Below are 21,657 nucleotides of genomic sequence, written 5' to 3' on the forward strand. Positions count from 1 at the left end.
CGATGGCGGCCGACCGCACGACCGCTCCGATCCACCGGCCCGGCCTGGCCGGCGCGATCCATCGCGGGCTGGACAGCGACGTTTTCCATTCCTTCAAGCAGTCCAAGGTCACCATGCTGGCCGGCGCGGTGACCGCGCTGTACTTCCTGGCCGCCCTGCTCGCGCCCTGGATCGCGCCGCACGATCCCTACGACCTCGCCAACATCTCGCTGATGGATTCCTTCCTGCCGCCGATGTGGATGGACGGCGGCGACGCACGCTTTCCGCTGGGCACCGACGATCAGGGCCGGGGCATTCTCTCCACCATCATCTATGGCGCGCGCGCGTCCCTATTGGTCGGCTTCGCGGCCGTCCTGCTGGCGGCGGCGATCGGCGTCACGCTGGGCCTGATCGCGGGCTACCTGGGCGGCACGGTGGACGCGGTGATCATGCGGGTTGCGGAGGTGCAGCTCTCGTTCCCGGCGATCCTGATCGCGCTTTTGATCGACGGGGTGGCGCGCGGCGTGCTGGGCGGCGACGCGGAAGGCAACCTCGCCTTCGCGGTCATCATCGTCTCGATCGGCCTATCCTTCTGGGTGCAGTACGCCCGCACGGTGCGCGGCTCCTGCCTGGTCGAGAAGCACAAGGAATACGTCCAGGCCGCGCGCGTGATCGGCGTGCATCCGGGGTTGATCGTGGTGCGCCACGTGCTCCCCAACGTGCTCGGTCCGGTGCTGGTGATCGCCACGATCTCGCTCGCGCTCGCGATCATCACCGAGGCGACGCTGTCGTTCCTGGGCGTGGGCGTGCCGCCGACCCAGCCTTCGCTCGGCACCATGATCCGGGTCGGCAACGACTTCCTGTTCTCCGGGGAATGGTGGATCACGCTGTTCCCCGGCGCGGCGCTTGCGGTCCTGGTGCTGGCGGTCAACCTGCTGGGCGACTGGCTGCGCGACGCCCTGAACCCCAAGCTGCGATAGGCGTCCGTCATGGCCCGGCCCGTCCTGCAGGTGGACAACCTGACCGTCGAGTTTCCAACCCGCCGCGGCACGCTTCGGGCGGTCGACGACATCTCCTTCCGGATCGACGCCGGGGAGGTGCTGGGCGTGGTCGGCGAGTCCGGGGCCGGCAAGTCGATGACCGGCACCGCCGTGATCGGCCTGCTGGAACCGCCCGGGCGAATTTCGGGCGGCCGCGTGCAGCTGGAAGGCGCGCGGATCGACCACCTGCCGCACGACCAGATGCGCCGGCTGCGCGGCCAGCGGATCGGCATGATCTTTCAGGACCCCCTGACCTCGCTGAACCCGCTTTACACCATCGGCTTCCACCTGACCGAGACGATCCGCACCCACACCGACCGCGGCGAGGCCGAGGCGCGCGCGCGTGCGATCGAACTGTTGACCGAGGTCGGCATCCCGGCCCCGGCACAGCGGATCGACCAGTACCCGCACCACTTCTCCGGCGGGATGCGCCAGCGCGTGGTGATCGCGCTCGCGCTGTGCGCCGAGCCGCGGCTTGTGATCGCCGACGAGCCGACGACCGCGCTCGACGTCTCGATCCAGGCGCAGATCATCCAGCTGCTGAAGCGCCTGTGCCGGGAGCACGGCACCAGCGTGTTGCTGATCACCCACGACATGGGCGTGATCGCCGAGACGGCCGACCGGGTGGCGGTGATGTACGCCGGCCGGATCGTCGAGGTCGGGCCGGTGCGCGAGGTCGTGCAGAACGCCAAGCACCCCTATACCGAAGGGCTGATGGACGCGATCCCCAAGATCGGCGGCCGGACCGAGGATCTGGCGCAGATCCGCGGCACCATGCCCCGGCTGTCGCAGATCCCGGCCGGCTGCGCCTTCCATCCCCGATGTCCGCGGGCGTTCGACCGCTGCCGGCAGGAGCGCCCGGAGCTGCTCGACGCCGGCGCCAGCCGGGCGGCCTGCTGGCTGCACGCCGGGGAGCCTGCCGGCGCGGGCACCGGTAGGGGTGGGGGTGAGCGTGGCTGAACGGCCGCTCCTCCAGGTCCGCGATCTGGCCAAGACCTTCGACGTCTCGCCGCCGTTGCTGAACCGCGTGCTGCAGGGCCAGCCGCAGGCCTTCGTGCAGGCGATCGACAACGTCGGCTTCGACATCCCGCGCGGCACCACCTTCTCGCTGGTCGGCGAATCCGGCTCCGGCAAGTCGACGGTGGCCCGCGTCGTGGTCGGCCTGTACCGGCCGACCCGCGGGTCGGTCACGTTCGACGGCACCGACCTGGCCAGCATCCGCGGCCGCCGCCAGATGGCCCCGCTGCGCCGGCGCTGGGCGATGATCTTCCAGGACCCCTACGCCAGCCTGAACCCGCGCTGGCGGGTGCGCACGATCATCGCGGAGCCGATCCGGGTGCACGGTCTGGCCGCCGGCGCGGCGGCGATCCGGCGCCGGGTCGGCGAACTTTTAGAACTGGTCGGGCTGTCGGCGGCGGACGGCGAGAAGTTCCCGCACGAATTCTCCGGCGGGCAGCGCCAGCGCATCTCGATCGCCCGGGCGCTGGCGAGCGAGCCCGAGTTCCTGGTGTGCGACGAGCCGACCAGTGCGCTCGATGTCTCCGTCCAGGCGCAGATCCTGAACCTGATGAAGCGGCTGCAGCGCGAGTTGGGCCTGACCTATCTGTTCATCAGCCACGATCTCGCGGTGGTCTACCACATCTCCGACTACGTCGGCGTGATGTACCTCGGCCGGCTGGTCGAATGGGCGCCGGCGCACGCCCTGTTCACCCGGCCGCAGCATCCCTATACCCGGATGCTGCTGGAGGCGATCCCGGACCTGGAGATGAGCGGGCGCGCCCGTACGCCGGTCGGCGGCGAGGTGCCGAGCCCGATCCAGCCGCCCGACGGCTGCCACTTCCACCCGCGCTGCCCGTTCGCCGACGGCGACCGCTGCCAGCGCGAGGTGCCGGCGACGCTGGACATCGCGGGCGGCGGCCAGGTCCGCTGCCACGCCGTCGCAGAGAGGCGGATGCCGCCCGCCGACACGCACACCCGCGGCGGCTGAGTCGCTCGCCCAGCCCGACGTCGATCCGATCGGTCGCGCAGCACCGCCGGTGTGGGGCGATATTTGTGCGATGCAGCACATCGCGCGAGCGGATCGGGCGCGATCACCCAGTCAAGCGTTAATGTCGTCCGGCTTTTTCCGGTCATCGATACGCGGTCTTGCAGGCATCGCTCGGCGATCATTCGGGCTTTGATTTATCCTGGCGATCAATCGCTTTTCGTGTGACTACGGCCGTGCTACCGTCCGTGCTTCGCCCAAATACTGCCGAAACCCCGCCGGACAAGAGGGAATTATCATGTACAAGAAGATCATGATCCCGGTGGACTTGGCGCACACCGACCGGCTGGAGAAGGCGCTCACCACGGCGGCGGACCTGTCCAAGCAGTACGGCATTCCCGTCTGCTACACCGCCGTGACCGCGTCGACGCCAACGTCGGTGGCCCACACACCGGAGGAGTTCGCCCAGAAGCTGGAGGCGTTTGCCCAGTCCGAGAACCAGAAGCTCGGCCTGCACAGCGCGGAATCGCACACGATCGTCGATCCCGACCCGGTGGCCGATCTGGGCAAGAAGCTGATCAAGGCCGCTCACGAGCAGGGCTGCGACCTGGTCGTCATGGCCTCGCACGTGCCGGGTATCCAGGAGCACATCTTCGAATCCAACGCTGGCAAGATGGCGCTGCACGCCGACGTATCGGTGTTCGTGGTCCGCTAGACCCGGACGCTGAAAGACACCGGACGCTGAAAGACCACAGCTGACCTACCCGGCCCCGGAGCATCCCGGCCCCGGAGCATCCCGGCCCCGGAGCATCCCGGCCCCGAAGCATCGCACGGGCTTGGCGGCGCCAAACCCGGCGAAAACCGCCGGTTCGGCGGCCCGGACCCGTCGGCGCACGGGTCGACAGCCGGACCACCATTCCCTTGGGGGGACACGCAACCAACCGACGCTGCGAAAAGTCAGCGACAACAATAATCAGAGCAAGGAGGCGACATGAGCGACGATGCGCTCACCCCGGATGGGGACGCTGCCGTCGTCCAGACCGACTACGTCGTCGGTCAGGATAACATCCAGAAACAACTGGGCCCGTTCGGCCTGGACATCCACAACCCCGTGTTTGTGATCTCCGGCCTGGTGATCTGCGCGGTGGTGTTCTACGCGCTGGCCCTGCCGGATCAGGCGGAGAGCTTCTTCGGCTGGCTGCGGCCGGCCGTCACCTCGACGTTCGACTGGTTCTTCCTGCTGGCCGGCAACATCTTCGTGCTGGTCTGCATCGGCCTGATGATCTCGCCGCTGGGGCGGATCCGAATCGGCGGCACGGAGGCCAAGCCGGAGTTCTCCTACGCCGGCTGGTTCGCCATGCTGTTCGCCGCGGGCATGGGCATCGGCCTGATGTTCTTCGGCGTGTCCGAGCCGATCTCGCACTTCTCCTCGTCTTTCGCGGAGGGCGCGGGCTCGCCCGACAGCTGGGCGCCGCTCGGCGGCGCGGCGGGCAACGAGGAAGCTGCCCGACGGCTCGGCATGGCGGCGACGATCTTCCACTGGGGTCTGCACCCCTGGGCGATCTACGCCGTGGTGGCGCTGGCGCTGGCCCTGTTCGCCTATAACAAGGGCCTGCCGCTGTCGATGCGCTCGATCTTCTACCCGCTGTTCGGCGACCGGGTGTGGGGCTGGACCGGCCACGTCATCGACACCGTGGCGGTGTTCGCCACGCTGTTCGGCCTGGCCTGCTCGCTCGGCTTCGGCGCCGAGCAGGCGAACGCGGGGCTCGAATACCTGTTCGGCATCCCGGCCTCGGACACCTCGAAGGTGCTGCTGATCACCGGCATCACGGCCATCGCGCTGGTCTCGGTGATCGCCGGCGTCGAGGCGGGCGTGAAGCGCCTGTCCGAGATCAACATGGTGTTGGCGTTCCTGCTGCTGCTGTTCGTGATCGTCCTGGGCCCGACGATCGCGATCCTGACCGGCTTCTTTAACAACCTGATGGCCTACGGCGAGTACCTGCCGGCGCTGTCGATGCCGTTCGGCCGCGACGACGCCAACTTCTCGCAGGGCTGGACCTCGTTCTACTGGGCCTGGTGGATCTCCTGGTCGCCGTTCGTCGGCATGTTCATCGCCCGGGTCAGCCGCGGCCGCACGGTGCGGGAGTTCCTGTTCTGCGTGCTGCTGGTGCCCTCGATCGTCTCGGTGTTGTGGATGACCGCGTTCGGCGGCACGGCGATTGGCTTCGTCAACGCCGGCGTGTCCGCGATCGCGGATGCCCCGCTGGAGCTCAAGCTGTTCACCATGCTGGAGCAGATGCCGCTGGCCGCGATCACCTCGTTCGTCGGGATCGTGCTGGTGATCGTGTTCTTCGTGACCTCGTCGGACTCCGGCTCGCTGGTGATCGACACGATCACCGCCGGCGGCAAGGTCGATGCCCCGGTGCCCCAGCGCGTCTTCTGGTGCATCTTCGAGGGCCTGGTCGCGATCGCCCTGCTGCTGGGCGGTGGCTTGGGGGCCTTGCAGGCCGCCGCCGTCTCGACCGGCCTGCCGTTCGCGGTGGTGCTGCTGGTCGCCTGCTACGCCCTGGTGAAGGGCCTGATGCAGGAACCCAAGGCGAAGCCGCCGCTGATCCGGTCCCGTAAGGCGCAGTAGCCGCGGCCGAGCGAACCAACGGCCCTGAGCCGTTCCGGTTCAGAAGGCGCCGTGCCCCGTCCGGGGCGCGGCGCCTTCGCGTTCGGGGGCTGCAGGGCCCCGACACACCCGCGGCGGTCGGGAGCGACCGAGCCGCAGGCCAGCCATGCGCGCCGTGCACAGAATTGCATCTCACGAACCGTGCAAAAGTGGCCGGATCACAACCATCTTTTAACATCGAGCTGCGATAACGGCCGCGCCGCACGACCGGGCCTGGCCCTTGCAACGGCCGCGGCGCGCCTTCCCCGTCACCACCGCACCCGCCCACCACGCGCCGACCCGACGGCTGCCCCTGCCAAGACCCACTCCCATGCCGCGCCCCGACACCGCCGCCACCCCATCCGCCTCGGGTTCCCCGGCCAAGCAGCCGCATTGGCTGGCGATCGTCGCCCTGTTGATCGCCGGACTCGCGGCGGCCGGGCTGGTGTCCTACGTCGGCTCGACCGCGCTGACGGTTTGAGGCCACCACGGCCTTCGCGGCAGCGGCCTTCTTAGCAGTCCAAAAATAACCCGGCGCACCCCCTGGTCGCGCGCGCCGGTCGTGCCCATTTCCGTTCTAGATTCGCCCGTTACCGCGGCGCACAACGCGCCGGGATCGGCCGTATCTGCACCAGCCTGGACGCGCGGCCGGCGGCCTGCCGGCCGCGCCCCTTTTTCCCGATACCGGTCAGCCGCGGTCCGCGCGGCCACCCGGGTACGGCAACCGAACCGACGTTGCGAGGGGCCGCGATGAGACGCCTTTACACCGGCAACGCCCACCGACTTGGGCTCGTCCTGGCCGCGCCGATGCTGGCGATCGCTTTCCTGCTCCTGCTGTTCCAGGACCACAACAAGCTGTTGTTCGTGCTGTCGTTCCTGGCGCTGGCCGGGCTGATGTACGGCGGCGTCGTGCTGCTGCAGTTCGTCGACAAGGCGCTGGTCGAGCGCCGTCAGGGCAAGCGCTAAAAACCTATTACAACGGCCAAGAGCAAGATGCTGAAAGGCGGAATTACCTTTCGGCTGACTCGTGCCCTCTATTCAGGGAGTTAAAGCTACCTTCAGCTTGAAGGCCGTTTCGCGTTCAAGCATATAGCTCTAGCCGGCTGCGGCGAGCGCGTGGCCCAGGTCGTCCTTCAGGTCCTCGACGTCCTCCAGCCCGACCGACAGCCGGATCAGGCCGTCGCCGATGCCGATCTCGTGCCGGGTTTGCGCGGGCACGCGCTGGTGCGTCGTGGTCGCCGGGTGGGTCGCCAATGTCTTGGCGTCGCCCAGGTTGTTGGAGATGTCGATCAGCCCGAGGCGGTTCAGCACCGCGAACGCGCCTTCCTTGCCGCCGGCGACCTCGAACGCGACGATCGTGCCGCCGCGCTTCATCTGGCTGCGCGCCAGATCGGCCTGGTGACCGGTGCCGCGGCCGGGATAGCGCACCTCGCGCACGCCCGGCTGTGCGGCCAGGAAATCGGCCAGCGCTTCGGCGTTGTCGCACTGCTTCTGGACCCGGACGTCGAGCGTCTCCAGCCCCTTCAGCATGATCCAGGCGTTGAACGGGCTGAGGCTGGGGCCGGTGTGCTTGGCGAACGGAAACAGCTTGTCGTCGATGAACGCCTTGGAGCCCAGCACCGCCCCGCCGAGCGCGCGCCCCTGGCCGTCGATGTGCTTGGTCGCGGAATAGACCACCACGTCCGCGCCGAACTCGAGCGGGCGCTGCAGCACGGGGCTGGCGAAGATGTTGTCGATCACCACGCAGGCGCCGGCCTTGTGCGCCAGGTCGCAGACGACGCCGAGGTCGACGATCTCCAGCGTCGGGTTCGCCGGGGTTTCCAGGAACACGATGTCGGCCGGCCGCTCCAGCGCGGCCGCCCAGGCGGCGTTGTCGCCGCCCTCGACGAATTCGGTCTCGATCCCGAAGCGCGGCAGGATATCGTTCACGATGTAGTGGCAGGAGCCGAACAGCACACGCGAGGCAACCACCCGCATACCGGTGCGCAGCTGGCACATCATCGACGCGAACACTGCCGACATCCCGGTCGCGGTGACAAAGCACGCCTCCGCCCCCTCGAGCAGGCGCAGCCGCTCCTCGAACATCGCCACCGTCGGGTTGGCATAGCGGGAGTAGACGAACCGCGGCATCTCGCCGGTGAAGGCGCCCTCCGCCTCCTCCGCGGAGCCGTAGACGTAGCCGCTGGTCAGGTAGAGCGCTTCCGACGTCTCGTTGAACGAACTGCGCGTCTGCCCGCCGCGGACCAACTCGGTCTGCGGGCGGTAGCGGCCGGAGCCGGCCGGACGGTCGTTCGCCGGGCGGTCGTTCGGGGTGCCGTCGTCGCGCGCCATTGTCGGGTGCTGTCTTTTCAGTCCTGGATCCAGGGCAGGCCGCGCACTTTCCAGCCGTTGTGCGTGGCGCGGTGGCCGTGCGTATCCTTGTCGCCCTCGAAGCCTTCGGCGACGTTGTAGCAGCGCTGGAAGCCGCGTGCACTCAGCGCCTGCGCCGCCGCGGCCGACCGCTGGCCGGACCGGCACAGCAGCAGCACGGTATCCTCCGGCTTCACGCCCGCCCCGGCCACGTCGTCGACGAACCGCGGGTTGGCCGCCATGTCGGGATAGGTCTTCCACGGCACCGTCACCAGCGCCTTGCCGAGCTGGCTGAGATCGGGCTGGCCGACGAAGGTAATCTCGGGCCGGGTGCGGACGTCGACCAGCTTGGCGGTCGGGTCGTCCTGCAGAATTTCCCAGGCCGTGTCCGGCGCGATGTCACCGGCATAGCCGTGTTCGGTCATCAAGCGGTCCCGCTCGGCGGCAGACGGCCGGCGCGGCGCCGCTTCGGGCGCCGGCCGGCCGCGAGGGTGAAGACCCGCCCGGCGTGCGGCCCGGCGGGTCAGGCTGGCAAGCGTCATCGCCCGTGGCGTCCCGATCCGGCCGCCAAGGGCTCACGCGTCCGGGTTCGGGGTATAGCGCAGATAGGGCTTGAGCGTCTTGAAGCCCTTCGGGAACAGCTCCTTCGCCTGGTCGTCGCTGACCGCCGGGACGATGATCACATCCTCGCCCTGCTTCCAGTTGACCGGCGTGGAGACCTTGTAGCGATCGGTCATCTGCATGGAATCGATCACGCGCAGGATCTCGTCGAAGTTCCGCCCGGCGGTCTGCGGGTAGGTCAGGCTCAGGCGGATCTTCTTGTTCGGGTCGATGATGAACACCGTACGCACGGTCGCGGTCGCATCCGCATTGGGATGGATCATGTCGTACAGTTCGGCGACCTTGCGGTCCGGGTCGGCGATCATCGGGAAGTTGACGCCGTAGCCCTGCGTCTCCTCGATGTCCTGGTTCCACTGCTCGTGCGAGCCCAGCGGGTCGACCGACAGGCCGATCGGCTTGACGTTGCGCTTGTCGAACTCGCCCTTGAGCTTGGCCACCTCGCCCAGCTCGGTGGTGCACACCGGCGTGAAGTCCTTCGGGTGGCTAAACAGGATGGCCCAGCTCTCGCCGATCCACTCGTGGAAGTTGATCGTGCCCTCGGTCGTCTCGACGGTGAAGTCCGGCGCGGTGTCGCCTAGGCGCAAGCTCATGACGTGTCCTCCTTCAGGACCGGGCCGGTCGGCGCCCTGTGGGCTCGGCCGGCCCAATTCCACGACGTATCATGTTAAAATACGTCTTACTACGCTTGTCTGTCGTATATTTGAGCGCGCGCGCCAGAGTCAACGCCCGCGCGCGCTCGCGCGCACAACCCTGGTCTGCGTCGCGTCACGCCGCGGCGCCAGGCATGCCCGTGGGGTCGAGCAGGAACACGACATAGGCGGTGTAGCCCGCGAGCAGCAGCAGGCTTTCCCCGCGGTTCAAGCGGCTGCCGGTGGTCAGGAACACCAGCAGCAGCGCGGACACCCCAAGCATCACCCACATATCGAGGTCGAGGAAAGCGCGGCTGATCGTCAGCGGTTGGATCACCGCGGTCAGGCCCAGCATGCCGAAGACGTTGAAAACGTTGGAGCCCAGCACGTTGCCCAGCGCCACGTCGGCGTGGTTGCGGATCGCCGCGACGATCACCGCGGCCAGCTCTGGCAGCGAGGTCCCGATCGCCACCAGCGTGACGCCGATCACCGCCTGGGAAATGCCGAAGTCGCGGGCGATCCCGGTCGCGCCCTCGATCAGCATGTTGGAGCCCAGCACCAGGCCGACGATGCCCGCCAGCACCGCGAACACCGCGACCCAGGTGCTGGCCGGAAGCTTGCCGACCTCTTCCTCGATTTCCTCCTCGATCTCGCTGCTGTCGCCGTTCTTGGTCGCGCGCTCGGAGATCCAACAGGCCGCGATGAAGCCGACCAGCATCAACAGCAGCAGGATGCCCAGCAAACGCGATACTTCGCCCAGGAAGGCGAGGCCGACCAATACGGCCGCGCCGAGCAGCATGGCCAGCCCGTCGCGCTTGATGATCGAGGCCCGGCTCAGGATCGGCTGGATCATCCCGGCCACGCCCAGGATCAGCATCAGGTTGGCGATGTTGGAGCCGACGATGTTGCCGATCGTGATGTCGTACTGCCCGCGCAACGCGGCTTCCAGACAGACCACGAACTCGGGCGCGCTGGTGCCAAAGCCGACCACCACAAGGCCGGTGAACAGCGGCGAGACATCCAGCTTGCGGGCCAACCCGACCGCGCCGCGGACCAGGCTTTCGCCGCCCAGGAACAGGAGAACCAGTCCGCCGATCGCCAGTACATAGTTCATGCGTCCGTTATCCGGCCGACCGCCGCGGCTGCTCGTCCGCCGCGACCCCGGCCGCCCCCGGTTGAATGTGTTCCGCCCCGCCGGTCGCCGCGCGGCCGGGCGCACTGCGCCCGCGCTCCGCTCGAGCGCCGCGGCTGGGATCGGTTGGATCGCGTTGCTGGTGCGCGCGCTTCGGCGAACGCCGCGCGTTTGGTGGCAGAATTGGTGGCGTGCGCAACGCCGTCGCCGGCGCGCGGGCGTGCTTGACCCACCGCCGAAAGCGCCGCCCACGGCGTGCGGTCTTGGGACCGGCGGCAGGCCCCGGGTGGGCATATCGGCGGCAGCGCCCGGATTTGCAAGCCCAAACCCGCCGCGATTCCCGGACCCGCCGCCGCGACGATCACACGGGCAGCCGCCGGCGCACGGCAGCAACCGCCGCCGCGCGTCCGTCCGGCGGCACCGGAAGACCGCGCGGGCGGGCCAGCAGGTCGCCCACAGCGCGCGCCAGGCCGCCGGCCGTCGCCTGGGCGCGCGGCAGTACCGCGGCGGTGCCGCGACCGGCCAGCCAGGCGCGCATGCCCGCATCCTCCGGCCAGTCCGGACGGCTGACCATCAACAGCCGCGTGCCCACCGCCAGCGTCTCGCACAGCGTGCCGTAGCCGCTCTTGGTCAGCACCACCTCGGCCGACGCGGCGAGGTCGGCGAAGTCGAAGCCGAGCTCGGCCAGGTTGACGACATCGGAGCGACCGGCGGGGGCGTCCGCCTGCACCCAGACGACGCCGTCCAGGCGCGGCAGCTCGGCCACCGCCGCGCCCGGCAGGCCGCCGAAGCCGACCGCGACCAGCGCCGTGCCCTCGCTCATCCCCAGGCGCGCGTGCCTCCGCACGCCGTGCGGTGCCGACCCGACAGACCGGCGGGATCGAGCGGACGTTCGCCAACTCGGCCATCGGGGTGTGCGGCCGGGGCTGCAGGAACAGGTCGGCGGCGGCGTACGCCGCCCGGATTTCCCGCATGATCCGGCCAGCCTCCGGCCGGTCGGCGCAATAGGCGCGGTAGGCGTCCAGCCAGTTGAGCGAGCACAGCGCCACCGCCGGCACGCCCAGCCGCGCGGCCGCCGCGATCGAGCTGTGGGGCACGTCGGCCAGCAGCAGGTCCGGCTCCAGCGCGGCCAGCCGCTCGGCCTCCCGGGCGACCACGGCCGGGAAGTCGGCGTGCAGCTCTTGATAGGCCGCCGCACTCGCCCCTGCATCGACGTCCATCGGCCCATACATGACCATGCCGACATCGGCCGGCGGCGCCTCGACCGGCAGCTCGCGCCCGACGTGGCGCGCCAGCACCGCCGCCGGCACGGCCGTGCGCAGCGTCACCTTGAGCTCCGGCAACGCGGCCAGCAGGTCGCGCACGACCGGAATCACCTGCCCGGCGTGGCCGAAGCCGTGACCGGAGATGTCGACGACGAGATGCGGCATGTCAGGCCGCCGCAAGGCGCTGCTCGATCGTCTCGGACAGGCGCTTGACCGCCTCGCTCGGGCGGCCGGGCCGGCGGTGCAGGGCGATCTCCACCTTGGGCAGGTCGGGCAGGCCGGCTTCCGGGCCCAGCTGGCGCAGCTGCGGGCTGACCATGCTGGGGATCAGCACGGTCACCGCCAGGCCGGCGCCGACGATCGCCTGCTGGCCGGTCAGGCTCATCGAGGTGTAGACGACCTGCCAATTCCGCCCGGCCTCGCTCAGCGCGTCGAGCGCGCGCTCGCGGAACACGCAGATGTCGCGCGGGAACAGCGACAGCGGCAACGGGTCCTGGCGTTCCGGCTGGTGGTCGGGCGCGGCGACCCAGACCAGCGGCTCGCGCCGCAGCAGGTGCCCGCCCGGCGTGCGCGGGTGCCGGGTAACGATCGCGACGTCGAGCGCGTCGGCCGCCAGCCGGTTCATCAGCGCCACCGAGAGGTCGCAGGTCACCTGCAGGTCGACCCCCGGATACTGCTGCCGGAACTCCCGGATCACCTCCGGCAGGTAGAAGGCGAAGTCGTCCGGGATGCCGAGACGCACCCGCCCCGACAGTTCCGCGCTCGTAACATCGTTCCATGCCCGGTCGTTCAGCGCCAGCAGCTGGCCCGCATAGGGCGCCAGCCGCTCGCCGTCCGGGGTCACCTGCACCGACCGGCCGAGGCGCTGGAACAGCGTCGTGCCGACCTGCGCTTCCAGCCGGCGGATCTGCATCGACACGGTCGACTGCGTGCTGTTCAGCCGCCGCGCCGCCGCGGTGAAGCCGCCCGTCTCCCGCACCGCCGTAAAGCTGCGCAGGAGGTCGAGATCGAAAGTGCGCGTCGGGGCCGTCGCCATCGCCGCTTCCCATCACATTACATGATCGAAACCATCAAAAAGATGCGTTCGCGTGATCTTTGCCGACCCCTTACCTGACAGGTCGAGACGCAGCATTCAAGGCAAGGAAGGCAGTCATGCGGCAGGTCTATCGGCGCGCCCCGGTCGGCTTTAACCGGGATGAAAAGACGGCGTTCCTGGCGGCGGTCTTCGCCGTCGTCCTGTGGGGGGCGATGCCCGTGCTGCGCAACCTGGCGTCCGCGGTGCCGCCGTTGCAGATGGCCGCGATCGCGCTTGCCTGCGCGGCCGCCGTCGAGTTCGGGCGCGGCCGGCTGGTCGAGGGCCGGCCGGCCGGGACCGGTCCGCCGGTGCCGTGGCTGCGGCTGGGCGGGCTCGCGGTCGCGCTCGTCGGTGCGATCGCGTTCTACTTCCTGGCGCTCAACCTGGCGCCGGCCGCGCAGGTCACGCTGGTCACCTACACCTGGCCGCTGATGTTCGTCTCCGCGAGCGAGATCCTGACCCGCGGGCGGGTGCGCGGCGTCGTGCTGGCGGGCGGCGCGGTCGCCTTCGCCGGCTGCGCCGCGCTGGTCCTGGGGGACGCCGGCGCCGGCACGGCCGGGCTGGCGACACTGGGCGGCTACCTGCTTGGTTTGGCGAGCGGCAGCTGCTGGGTGGTCTATTCCCTGCTGCTGCGTCACGGGCCGACGCTCGGGCCCGGCGCCTGGCCGCGGGTGTTCCTGCTCGGCGCGGGCGCGGCGGGCCTGCTGCATCTGGGGCTGGAGGCGACGCTGTGGCCGCTGCCCCTCCACGCCCTGGCGATCAGTGCGGCGATCGGGGTCGGCCCCTACGGCCTGGCGTTCGTCGCCTGGGCCTACGGCGTCCGGCGCGGGCCGGCGCGCTCGGTCGGGCTGCTCGCCTACGCGGTGCCGCTGGTCGCCTCGGCGCTGCTGATCGCGATCGGCGCGAGCGAGCCCGGCTGGCCGTTCGCGGTCGGCACCGCGGCGGTGCTGGGCGGGGTCGCGCTGGCGAACGCCAACATCGGCGGCGCGCGGCAGGCGTGAGTGCCTGCTGCCCCCGGCCGTGAACCCGGTCAACGCCTTTGGCGGCGTCGGCAGGCCCGGGCCCACCCGTGCGGCGATCTCGAACTTTACGCGCGCGGCCGCGTCGCTATATCACCAACCCATGACCATGCAGATCCCCGTTCACCTCACCGCCTTCTACACCGCGCTGTCGCTGCTCTGGCTGCTGGTCCTGGCCGGGCGGGTGATGGCGCTGCGCTGGCACCACCAGGTCGGCATCAACGCCGGCGAGCACAACGACCTGGCGCGGGCGATCCGCGCGCACGCCAACGCGGCGGAATACGTGCCGGGGGCGCTGATCCTGATCCTGGTGCTGGAGCTGATGGCCACGCCGATCTGGGCGCTGCACGTGCTCGGCCTGGCGCTGGTGATCGGCCGGGTGTTCCACGCCGTCGGGCTGTGGCGCAGTTCGGGCGTGTCGATCGGCCGGCAAGTCGGCATGCTGCTGACGCTCGCGGTCTACGCCGGCGGCGCGCTGCTGCTGCTGGCCGAGGCGTTCATTCTGTAACGTCCGCTCGAATGCCCCCGGCGTGAAGCGGGGGCGCGAACCGACCCTGGTCCCGCCCCGGCCGGACCACCTATATAGCAGGGGCGCGGCCGAGCCCGCCGCCCGTTCAACCTTTCCGCGGAGCCTGCCCGCCATGAGCCCACGCGACAGCCACGACCCGGCCCATCTGGACGTGCTGGACGACCTGCTGGCGCGCGCCCGCAGCGCCGGCGCCGACGCGGCCGACGCCGTGTTCGTCGATTCGACCTCGGTTTCCCACGCCCAGCGGCTGGGCAACGTCGAGCAGCTGGAGCGCAGCGAGGAGCAGGACCTCGGCCTGCGCGTCTTCGTGGGCAAGCGCCAGGCCTGCGTCTCCTCCTCCGATTTGTCGGCGACGGCGCTGGACGAGCTCGCCGAGCGCGCGCTCGCGATGGCGAGGAACGTGCCCGAGGACCCGTACTGCGGCCTCGCCTCGCCCGACCAGTTGGCGACCGACTGGCCCAGCCTGGACAGTTGCGATCCCCAGGAGCCCGACGCCGATACCCTGATCGCGCGCGCCCGGGCGTGCGAGGAGGCGGCCCGCGCGGTCGACGGGATCACCAACTCCGAGGGCGCGGAGGCCGGCTGGAGCCGGGCGCGCATCTCGCTCGCTGCGACCAACGGCTTCCGGGGCGGCTACGCGGTCTCCGCGCACTCCGTCGGCTGCGCGGTGCTGGCCGGCGAAGGCACCGGGATGGAGCGCGACTACGCGTTCCACCGCGCGGTCTACGGCGCCGACCTGGAAGATCCCACGGCGGTGGGCGCGCGCGCCGGGCAGAACACCGTGCGCCGCCTGAACCCGCGGCGCGCCAAGACCGGGCGCTATCCGGTGATCTTTCACCCGCGCGTGGGTAACGGCCTGCTGGGCAGCCTGGCCGGCGCGATCAGCGGCCCGGCGGTGGCGCGCGGCACCTCGTTCCTGAAGGACAAGATGGGCGAGCAGATCTTCGCCCCCGGCCTGAACGTGGTCGAGGACCCGCACGTTCACCGCGGCCTGAAGTCGGCGCCGTTCGACGCCGAGGGGCTGGCGCGCACGCGCAACGCCGTGATCCAGGACGGCGTGCTGACGACCTGGTTCCTGTCGCTGTCGTCCGCCCGGCAGCTCGGGCTCGCCCCGACCGGCCACGCCAGCCGCGGCACCTCGGCCCCGCCCGGACCGTCGCCGTCGAACATGTGGCTGGAACCCGGCCAGATCGACGTCGACGCGCTGTTCGCGGACATCGACGAGGGCTTCTACGTCACCGAAATGATGGGCATGGGCGTCAACCAGGTGACCGGCGACTATTCCCGCGGCGCGGCCGGCTTCTGGATCGAGCGGGGACAGATCGCCTATCCGGTCGCCGAAGTGACGGTCGCCGGCAATCTGAAGGAGATGTTCCGCAACATCACCCCGGCGAGCGACCTGGAGTTCCGCTACGGCATCGACGTGCCGCACCTGCGGGTCGACGGGATGACGCTGGCGGGCGAGTAGCGTTCGGACGGGGCCGCCGGAGGCGGCGCCGGCGTCCGGCAGCCGGCCGGCTTAAGGGATGAACAGCAGGCGCGGCAGGACATCCTGCGCCTGCAGGTACTGCACCAGCTGGATGAACGGGATCGCCAGCAGCATCAGGCTGCTGTCGCGCAGGCTGTACAGGATGCGCTCGCGGCTTGGCGACACGCCCTCGGCCGGCTGCCGGGGCCGGCGCAGCGACAGCCAGCGCCGGGTCTGCCGGCAATAGCTGTCGTAGGCCGACCCGAACTGCTGGCGCAGGAACGCCTCCTCGTGCCGGCTGATCGCGTCCAGCACGGCGAACACCCCGGCGCCCAGGCCCAGCCCGATCACCAGGCTGCCGGTGCTGAGCCCGATGCCGACGGCGCCCAGCACCGAGAAGCCGTAGAGCGGGTTGCGCGAGAGCGCGTAGGGGCCGGTGGTCACCAGTTCACGTTTCTTGCGCCCGCCGATGTGGCTGGTCGTCCAGACCCGACCGGCGACCGCCAGCACGATCAGCAGGCCGCCAAGCACCTCCTTGGCGAGCGGTACCGGATGACTGGCCGGCAACCACGGGGCGGAGACCAGGATCAGACCGGTCGAGACCGCCGCCAGCGCCCACAGCTGCTTCTTACGTCCGCGTTGGCGTTTTTGAAGGCTTTGCGGCATGGGGGGTCGGTGCTCGCGGAGACACGGGTCGGACGGTGGGGACAGGCACGGCTCGCAACGCCGCGGCCGGCGGGTGTTATCGCACGCCCCGGCGGTCTGCCAAAAGAATGTTGAAATTCCGGCCGTTATCCAACCGGCCGGCCGGGCCGGCGTGGGCCATCGCCGGACGCTAGCGCAAGATCGATGAAAACCGAACCGGCTTTCATCGTGAATTTTGCTCTGGCTCCCTGAAGACGGCGCTCGGCATTACGGCGGATCGCCGATCACGAACCGGGCCGCGTCTTCCAGGAGATCGATCCCGACCGGCAGATGGCCCAGCAGATCGCCGTCGCCCTGCACCGGATCGCCGGCGGGCCCGTCGATCTGCACCGACCGGGCCGGCAGGACCCGCACATCGGGCATGCGGTCCAGCCGGTCCAGCTGCATGCCGAGCGTGTAGCGCGCGGCATTGACCGCCCCGCCGCGCTCGAACAGGACGACGTGCAGTTCCGGCAGCCAGGGCCGCACGTCCGGCGCCAGCACGTAGCGGCCGGCGTAGAAGTGCCCCTTGCAGACCACGACCTGGGCGCAGGCGTGCGGCGTTCCGTCGACCGTCACCGTCAGCCGCGGGTAGCGGTAGCTGGCCGCCGCCTCCAGGCCCGCCAGCACGTAAGCGCCCTTGCCGAGCTTGCGCTTGACCGGCGTGCGCACCCGCGCCACCGCTTGCGCGTCGAACCCGGCCCCGGCCATCAGCGCGAACCCGCGGGCGCCCGCGTCGAAACGGGCCCGGCCCAGATGGGCGGCCGCGATCGTGCCGTGCGCAATCGCCCGGGCGACACCGTCGGGTTCGACCGGCAGACCCAGTTCGCCCGCCAGCACGTTCGCCGTGCCGAGCGGGATCACCGCCAGCGGCAGCATCCCGCGCGCCCGGCGCATCAGGCCATTGAGCGCTTCGTTCACGGTGCCGTCGCCGCCCGCGACGACGACCACGTCGACGTCCTCGGCGGCAGCCGCGAGCGTCTCCGCGTCGCCGGGCCCGGTCGTCGCCTTGACCGTGACCGGGCAGCCGTGACGCGCCAGCTGCGCGAGCGTCTGGCGGAACCGTTCGATCCGCCGCCAGCCGGCGGCCGGGTTGTGGACGATCAGCAGCCGGCGCGGCTGCACCGCGGAGGCGTCGCTCGGGCGGGCCGGACTGGCCTGTGCCGGACCGGCGCTGGGCGGGCGTGCGAGGGAGTCGGTCATTCGGCCCTGATAGCGGGCGGCCCGCGCGGACGCAATGCCGCCCGTATGACAGGACGATTACCTGTCACGGGAGTTTTACCGAACTGACCGAAAGTCACAAAACACTAGATATAGCGTCCCGCAGCATCGAAACCACCAGCCGGCAGAAAGAGGTGGCACGCAGATGCACGGCACGATCGGTCCGATGCGGCGGCGATACCGGGCGGTCTTCATCTCGGACGTGCACTTGGGCACGAAAGGCTGCAAGGCCGAGTTCCTTCTCGATTTCCTCAACTCGATCGACGCCCAGACCATCTATCTGGTGGGCGACATCTTCGACGGCTGGCGCCTGAAGCGCTCCTGGCATTGGCCGGCGAGCCACAGCGCGGTGGTCCAGACGATCCTCAAGAAGGCGCGCAAGGGCACCCGGGTGATCTACGTCCCCGGCAACCACGACGAGGTGCTGCGCGCCTATACCGGCCTGCACTTCTGCGACATCGAGGTGGTCCGCGAGACCGTCCACGTCGGCGCCGACGGGACCCGCTATCTGGTGCTGCACGGCGACCAGTTCGACGGCGTGGTCAAGTACGCCAAGTGGCTCGCGCTGCTGGGCGACTGGGCCTACAACCTGATGCTCGCGGCCAACGAGTGGTTCAACTTCGCCCGGCGCAAGCTGGGCTTCGGCTATTGGTCGCTGTCGGCCTACCTGAAGCACCGGGTCAAGAACGCGGTCCAGTTCATCGCCAATTACGAGAAGGCGGTCGCCGACGAGGCGCGCCGGAAGAACTGCGACGGCGTGATCTGCGGGCACATCCACCATGCCGAGCATCGCTGGATGGAGGGCATCGTCTACCTCAACGACGGCGACTGGGTGGAGAGCTGCACCGCGCTGATCGAGGACCTGGACGGCCGGATGGAAATCCTGAACTGGGCGGAAGCCAAGGGCGGCGTCCTGCAGATCCCGGCGCAGGCGGCCTAGCGGTTCCCATGCATCTCTGTCTCGTCACCGACGCCTGGTCGCCGCAGGTCAACGGCGTGGTCCGCACCCTGACGCGCATGGTCGAGGAGGCCCGGGCCAAGGGTCACACCGTGACCGTGATCCATCCCGGCTTGTTCCGGACCTGGCCGTGCCCGACCTACCCGGAGATCCGGCTCGCCCTGTTCGCCCGCCGCCGGGTGCGCGAGATGCTGGACGCGGCCCGGCCGGACGCCGTCCACATTGCGACCGAAGCCCCGCTCGGCTGGGCCGCGCGCGGGCACTGCGTCAAGCGCGGCTGGCCGTTCACCACCTCCTTCCACACCAAGTTTCCGGAGTACGTGAAGGCGCGCACGGGCCTCCCGCCCGGGCTTGGCTACGCCGTGCTGCGCAGCTTCCACAACAAGGCAGCCGGCGTGATGGTGAACACGCCCACGATGTACCGCGACCTGTCCGCCCGGGGCATCCGGAACCTGAAGATGTGGTCGCGCGGGGTCGACACGCAGATGTTCCGCCCGGGCGACAAGAGCGCGTTCGACCATCTGCCGCGGCCGGTCTTCCTCTACGTCGGCCGGGTGGCGGTGGAGAAGAACGTGCGCGATTTCCTGGAACTGGACTTGCCCGGCAGCAAGGCCGTGGTGGGCGACGGACCGATGCTGCAGACGCTGCGCCAGCGCCACCCCGACGTCGCCTTCACCGGCGCCAAGCACGGCGCGGAGCTGGCGCACCATTACGCCGGCGGCGACGTGTTCGTGTTTCCCAGCCGCACCGACACCTACGGCCTGGTGATGCTGGAAGCGCTCGCCAGCGGCCTGCCGGTGGCGGCCTATCCGGTGCCGGGACCGAACGACGTGATCAACGGCCACGACATCGGCGTGCTGGACGAGGATCTGGGCCGGGCGGCGCGCGCCGCCGCCGAGATCCCGAGCGAGCGCTGCCGGAATTTCGCGCTGGACTATTCCTGGACCCGCAGCGCCGAGCAATTCCTGGACAATCTGGCCCCCATCGGCTAGAGCGCGGGCGCCGTCGTCGGCCCCCGCGCGGTCAGCCGGAAGGCGTGTACGTTGCGCGACGCCGGCGGCTGCGGACCCGCCCGCGTGGTCAGCCCACGCGGGCCCGTGCTATCGTACGCGCGCACGCCCGCGAATTCCGGACAGCTGATCCAGCGCTTTGGCCGATTCCACCCTTTCCAGCCTGCCCATCGACGACCGGACCGTCACGCTGGTCAGCCGGCTGGTGCGCACCTATCTGCGCCCGCACCTGGGTCGGCTGATCGCCGCGATCGCCTGCATGGTGGTGGCCGCCGGCACGACGGCTGCGTTCACCCAGCTGATGAAGCCGATCATCCAGGAAATCTTCGTCAACAAGAACCCGGCCATGCTCTGGCCGATCGCGTTCATGACGCTGCTGGTGTTCCTGGCGCGCGGGCTCGCCAGCTACGGCCAGGCGGTGCTGATGAGCCACATCGGCCTCGCCATCATGGCCCGCATCCAGACCGAGATGTTCCATCGGCTGATGCACACCGAGCTCGGCTTCTTCAACAGCAATTCGCCGGGCCAGCTGGTGTCGCGCTTCGTCAACGACGTGCAGATGATGCGCAATTCCGTGGCGGAGACGCTGACCGGGCTGGGCAAGCACGCGCTGACCCTGGTCGCGCTGGTCGGCGTGATGTTCTACGAGGACTGGCTGCTCGCCACCGTCGCGTTCATCGCCTTTCCGACGGCGGTGCTGCCGATCGTCCGGATCGGCAAGAAGATGCGCAAGGTCTCCGGGCGCACACAGCAGCATCTGGGCGATCTGACCACGACCCTGGACGAGGCGTTCCAGGGCATGCGCTCGGTCAAGGCCTACGGCATGGAGGAGCGCGAGACCGAGCGCGCCGAATCCTCGATCGGCCGGGTGTTCAAACTGATGCTGAAGGCCGCCCGGGTGCAGAACGTGCTGACCCCGGTGATGGAGGTGCTGGGCGGGCTGGCGATCGTCGCGGTGCTGATCTACGGCGGCAATCAGGTCATCTCCGGGGAAAAGCAGGCGGGCGCTTTCTTCGCGTTCATCACCGCCCTGCTGCTCGCCTACGAGCCGCTGAAGCGGCTGGCCAAGCTGAACAACCAGCTGCAGCGCGGCCTGGCCGCCGCGCAGCGGGTGTTCTCCCTGATCGACCGGCAGCCCACGCTGCAGGAAAGGCCGGATGCCCGGCCCCTCCGGCTGACCGCCGGCGAGGTCGAGCTGGACGACGTTTCCTTCCGCTACGCCAACACCGAGGAGAAGGCGCTGCACGGGGTGCGGCTGCGCGCGCCCGCGGGCAAGACCTGCGCCCTGGTCGGCGCCTCGGGCGCGGGCAAGTCGACGGTGTTCAACCTGATCCCGCGGTTCTACGACGTCGAGGACGGCGCGGTCCGGATCGACGGGCAGGACGTCCGCGACCTGACGGTGGCCTCGCTGCGCAGCCAGCTCGCCGTGGTCAGCCAGGAAGTCATGCTGTTCGACGCCACGGTGCGCGAGAACATCGCCTACGGCCGCCCCGACGCCAGCGAGCGGGACGTCGTTCAGGCCGCCGAGGCGAGCGGGGCGGCGGACTTCATCGCCGCACTGCCGGACGGCTACGACACCCATGTCGGCCCGCGCGGGGCGCGCCTGTCCGGCGGTCAGCGCCAGCGCGTCGCGATCGCCCGGGCGATGCTGAAGGACGCACCGATCCTGCTGCTGGACGAGGCGACCAGCGCGCTCGACACCGAAAGCGAGCGCAAGGTCCAGAACGCGCTCGCCACGCTGATGCGCGGGCGCACGGCGATCGTGATCGCCCACCGCCTGTCGACCGTGCGCGACGCCGAGGTGATCTACGTCCTGGACAAGGGCCGCGTCGTCGAGAGCGGCGACCACAACGAACTGCTCGCCAAGCGCGGCGCTTACGCCCGCCTCTACGCCATGCAGTTCGCCACCGACGGCAGCTCCGGCGCGGGCGGCGCCGCGGCCGAGACCGCCGCCGACGAGACCGCCGCCGACGAGACCGCTGAGCAGGAGAGCGACCCGGCGGCCGCCCCGACCAACAAGACGGCGAGCGCGTAGAGGCGA

Annotated in this window: 22 protein-coding genes; 14 read left to right on the forward strand and 8 right to left on the reverse strand. The window is 70.0% G+C overall.

The window, feature by feature from the left end; genetic code table 11:
• Nucleotides 1–2: 2 nt before the first annotated feature.
• From CKO28_RS05855 to CKO28_RS05885, 7 genes are all read left to right on the forward strand, one after another.
• On the forward strand, nt 3–959 hold the full coding sequence (locus CKO28_RS05855; RefSeq protein ID WP_200339687.1) for an ABC transporter permease: 957 nt from the start codon (nt 3–5) through the stop codon (nt 957–959).
• Nucleotides 960–968: 9 nt separating this feature from the next.
• Entirely contained in the window at nt 969–1,979 is a 1,011-nt protein-coding gene (locus tag CKO28_RS05860; RefSeq protein WP_200339688.1) for an ABC transporter ATP-binding protein, read from the forward strand.
• Complete coding sequence (locus tag CKO28_RS05865) at nt 1,972–3,006, forward strand: ABC transporter ATP-binding protein (protein WP_338050058.1); 1,035 nt, start codon at nt 1,972–1,974, stop codon at nt 3,004–3,006. Before CKO28_RS05860 ends, CKO28_RS05865 begins: the two co-directional genes overlap by 8 nt.
• Nucleotides 3,007–3,301: 295 nt before the next feature.
• Complete coding sequence (locus CKO28_RS05870; protein WP_200339690.1) at nt 3,302–3,718, forward strand: universal stress protein; 417 nt, start codon at nt 3,302–3,304, stop codon at nt 3,716–3,718.
• A 276-nt stretch (nt 3,719–3,994) separates the two neighbouring features.
• Nucleotides 3,995–5,638: a BCCT family transporter gene (locus tag CKO28_RS05875; RefSeq protein WP_200339691.1), complete on the forward strand. Its 1,644-nt coding sequence runs from the start codon at nt 3,995–3,997 to the stop codon at nt 5,636–5,638.
• Nucleotides 5,639–5,987: 349 nt separating this feature from the next.
• Nucleotides 5,988–6,137: a hypothetical protein gene (locus tag CKO28_RS05880; RefSeq protein ID WP_200339692.1), complete on the forward strand. Its 150-nt coding sequence runs from the start codon at nt 5,988–5,990 to the stop codon at nt 6,135–6,137.
• Nucleotides 6,138–6,406: 269 nt separating this feature from the next.
• Nucleotides 6,407–6,622, forward strand: coding sequence for a hypothetical protein (locus CKO28_RS05885; protein ID WP_200339693.1), 216 nt, complete (start codon nt 6,407–6,409; stop codon nt 6,620–6,622).
• A 129-nt stretch (nt 6,623–6,751) separates the two neighbouring features.
• On the opposite strand, the gene metZ is transcribed toward CKO28_RS05885, so the two are convergent.
• The 5 genes from metZ to CKO28_RS05910 all read right to left on the reverse strand — a co-directional run bounded on the left by metZ (nt 6,752) and on the right by CKO28_RS05910 (nt 11,210).
• Nucleotides 6,752–7,987, reverse strand: a complete 1,236-nt coding sequence (metZ, locus tag CKO28_RS05890) for an O-succinylhomoserine sulfhydrylase (protein ID WP_200339694.1) — start codon at nt 7,985–7,987, stop codon at nt 6,752–6,754.
• A gap of 17 nt (nt 7,988–8,004) precedes the next feature.
• Complete coding sequence (locus tag CKO28_RS05895; RefSeq protein WP_200339695.1) at nt 8,005–8,430, reverse strand: rhodanese-like domain-containing protein; 426 nt, start codon at nt 8,428–8,430, stop codon at nt 8,005–8,007.
• Between the two features lie 150 nt (nt 8,431–8,580).
• Entirely contained in the window at nt 8,581–9,216 is a 636-nt protein-coding gene (locus tag CKO28_RS05900; protein ID WP_200339696.1) for a peroxiredoxin, read from the reverse strand.
• A gap of 175 nt (nt 9,217–9,391) precedes the next feature.
• Nucleotides 9,392–10,369 carry a calcium/sodium antiporter gene (locus CKO28_RS05905; RefSeq protein ID WP_200339697.1) on the reverse strand — a complete coding sequence of 326 codons (978 nt, stop codon included), beginning with the start codon at nt 10,367–10,369 and terminating at the stop codon, nt 9,392–9,394.
• Between the two features lie 379 nt (nt 10,370–10,748).
• The gene (locus CKO28_RS05910; RefSeq protein ID WP_200339698.1) at nt 10,749–11,210 is read right to left on the reverse strand and encodes a hypothetical protein; all 462 of its coding nucleotides are present in this window, start codon (nt 11,208–11,210) and stop codon (nt 10,749–10,751) included.
• Nucleotides 11,211–11,416: 206 nt separating this feature from the next.
• Here CKO28_RS05910 and CKO28_RS05915 point away from each other — a divergent pair, with 206 nt between their 5' ends.
• The gene (locus CKO28_RS05915) at nt 11,417–11,572 is read left to right on the forward strand and encodes a hypothetical protein (RefSeq protein ID WP_200339699.1); all 156 of its coding nucleotides are present in this window, start codon (nt 11,417–11,419) and stop codon (nt 11,570–11,572) included.
• 246 nt (nt 11,573–11,818) lie between these two features.
• Here CKO28_RS05915 and CKO28_RS05920 read toward each other — a convergent pair whose 3' ends face one another.
• The gene (locus CKO28_RS05920) at nt 11,819–12,688 is read right to left on the reverse strand and encodes a LysR substrate-binding domain-containing protein (protein ID WP_200339700.1); all 870 of its coding nucleotides are present in this window, start codon (nt 12,686–12,688) and stop codon (nt 11,819–11,821) included.
• 116 nt (nt 12,689–12,804) lie between these two features.
• Between CKO28_RS05920 and CKO28_RS05925 the strand changes: the two genes are divergently transcribed.
• From CKO28_RS05925 to CKO28_RS05935, 3 genes are all read left to right on the forward strand, one after another.
• Nucleotides 12,805–13,728, forward strand: a complete 924-nt coding sequence (locus CKO28_RS05925; protein ID WP_200339701.1) for a DMT family transporter — start codon at nt 12,805–12,807, stop codon at nt 13,726–13,728.
• A 121-nt stretch (nt 13,729–13,849) separates the two neighbouring features.
• A complete protein-coding gene (locus CKO28_RS05930; RefSeq protein WP_242480362.1) occupies nt 13,850–14,254 on the forward strand; it encodes an MAPEG family protein in 405 nt (134 codons plus the stop codon).
• Between the two features lie 133 nt (nt 14,255–14,387).
• A complete protein-coding gene (locus CKO28_RS05935; RefSeq protein ID WP_200339702.1) occupies nt 14,388–15,743 on the forward strand; it encodes a TldD/PmbA family protein in 1,356 nt (451 codons plus the stop codon).
• Between the two features lie 51 nt (nt 15,744–15,794).
• Here CKO28_RS05935 and CKO28_RS05940 read toward each other — a convergent pair whose 3' ends face one another.
• Together CKO28_RS05940 and CKO28_RS05945 are read right to left on the reverse strand one after the other, a co-directional pair.
• Entirely contained in the window at nt 15,795–16,409 is a 615-nt protein-coding gene (locus CKO28_RS05940) for a methyltransferase family protein (RefSeq protein WP_200339703.1), read from the reverse strand.
• Between the two features lie 246 nt (nt 16,410–16,655).
• Entirely contained in the window at nt 16,656–17,630 is a 975-nt protein-coding gene (locus tag CKO28_RS05945; RefSeq protein ID WP_200339704.1) for a diacylglycerol/lipid kinase family protein, read from the reverse strand.
• A gap of 163 nt (nt 17,631–17,793) precedes the next feature.
• Between CKO28_RS05945 and CKO28_RS05950 the strand changes: the two genes are divergently transcribed.
• The 3 genes from CKO28_RS05950 (at nt 17,794) to CKO28_RS05960 (ending at nt 21,651) form a co-directional block, all read left to right on the forward strand.
• Entirely contained in the window at nt 17,794–18,588 is a 795-nt protein-coding gene (locus CKO28_RS05950) for a UDP-2,3-diacylglucosamine diphosphatase (RefSeq protein ID WP_200339705.1), read from the forward strand.
• 8 nt (nt 18,589–18,596) lie between these two features.
• Complete coding sequence (locus tag CKO28_RS05955; protein ID WP_200339706.1) at nt 18,597–19,598, forward strand: glycosyltransferase family 4 protein; 1,002 nt, start codon at nt 18,597–18,599, stop codon at nt 19,596–19,598.
• 157 nt (nt 19,599–19,755) lie between these two features.
• Nucleotides 19,756–21,651 (forward strand): ABC transporter ATP-binding protein, encoded by a 1,896-nt coding sequence (locus CKO28_RS05960; protein ID WP_242480363.1) that lies wholly within the window; start codon nt 19,756–19,758, stop codon nt 21,649–21,651.
• Nucleotides 21,652–21,657 lie beyond the last annotated feature (6 nt).

It is taken from the genome of Rhodovibrio sodomensis (genome assembly GCF_016583645.1).
Lineage (GTDB): Bacteria > Pseudomonadota > Alphaproteobacteria > Kiloniellales > Rhodovibrionaceae > Rhodovibrio > Rhodovibrio sodomensis.

Coding starts and splice junctions, on each gene's coding strand:
- CKO28_RS05855 (WP_200339687.1), top strand. CDS start 3: ATGGCGGCCGACCGCACGACCGCTCCGATCCACCGGCCCGGCCTGGCC.
- CKO28_RS05860 (WP_200339688.1), top strand. CDS start 969: ATGGCCCGGCCCGTCCTGCAGGTGGACAACCTGACCGTCGAGTTTCCA.
- CKO28_RS05870 (WP_200339690.1), top strand. CDS start 3,302: ATGTACAAGAAGATCATGATCCCGGTGGACTTGGCGCACACCGACCGG.
- CKO28_RS05875 (WP_200339691.1), top strand. CDS start 3,995: ATGAGCGACGATGCGCTCACCCCGGATGGGGACGCTGCCGTCGTCCAG.
- CKO28_RS05880 (WP_200339692.1), top strand. CDS start 5,988: ATGCCGCGCCCCGACACCGCCGCCACCCCATCCGCCTCGGGTTCCCCG.
- CKO28_RS05885 (WP_200339693.1), top strand. CDS start 6,407: ATGAGACGCCTTTACACCGGCAACGCCCACCGACTTGGGCTCGTCCTG.
- metZ (WP_200339694.1), bottom strand. CDS start 7,987: ATGGCGCGCGACGACGGCACCCCGAACGACCGCCCGGCGAACGACCGT.
- CKO28_RS05895 (WP_200339695.1), bottom strand. CDS start 8,430: ATGACCGAACACGGCTATGCCGGTGACATCGCGCCGGACACGGCCTGG.
- CKO28_RS05900 (WP_200339696.1), bottom strand. CDS start 9,216: ATGAGCTTGCGCCTAGGCGACACCGCGCCGGACTTCACCGTCGAGACG.
- CKO28_RS05905 (WP_200339697.1), bottom strand. CDS start 10,369: ATGAACTATGTACTGGCGATCGGCGGACTGGTTCTCCTGTTCCTGGGC.
- CKO28_RS05910 (WP_200339698.1), bottom strand. CDS start 11,210: ATGAGCGAGGGCACGGCGCTGGTCGCGGTCGGCTTCGGCGGCCTGCCG.
- CKO28_RS05920 (WP_200339700.1), bottom strand. CDS start 12,688: ATGGCGACGGCCCCGACGCGCACTTTCGATCTCGACCTCCTGCGCAGC.
- CKO28_RS05925 (WP_200339701.1), top strand. CDS start 12,805: ATGCGGCAGGTCTATCGGCGCGCCCCGGTCGGCTTTAACCGGGATGAA.
- CKO28_RS05930 (WP_242480362.1), top strand. CDS start 13,850: ATGACCATGCAGATCCCCGTTCACCTCACCGCCTTCTACACCGCGCTG.
- CKO28_RS05935 (WP_200339702.1), top strand. CDS start 14,388: ATGAGCCCACGCGACAGCCACGACCCGGCCCATCTGGACGTGCTGGAC.
- CKO28_RS05940 (WP_200339703.1), bottom strand. CDS start 16,409: ATGCCGCAAAGCCTTCAAAAACGCCAACGCGGACGTAAGAAGCAGCTG.
- CKO28_RS05945 (WP_200339704.1), bottom strand. CDS start 17,630: ATGACCGACTCCCTCGCACGCCCGCCCAGCGCCGGTCCGGCACAGGCC.
- CKO28_RS05950 (WP_200339705.1), top strand. CDS start 17,794: ATGCACGGCACGATCGGTCCGATGCGGCGGCGATACCGGGCGGTCTTC.
- CKO28_RS05955 (WP_200339706.1), top strand. CDS start 18,597: ATGCATCTCTGTCTCGTCACCGACGCCTGGTCGCCGCAGGTCAACGGC.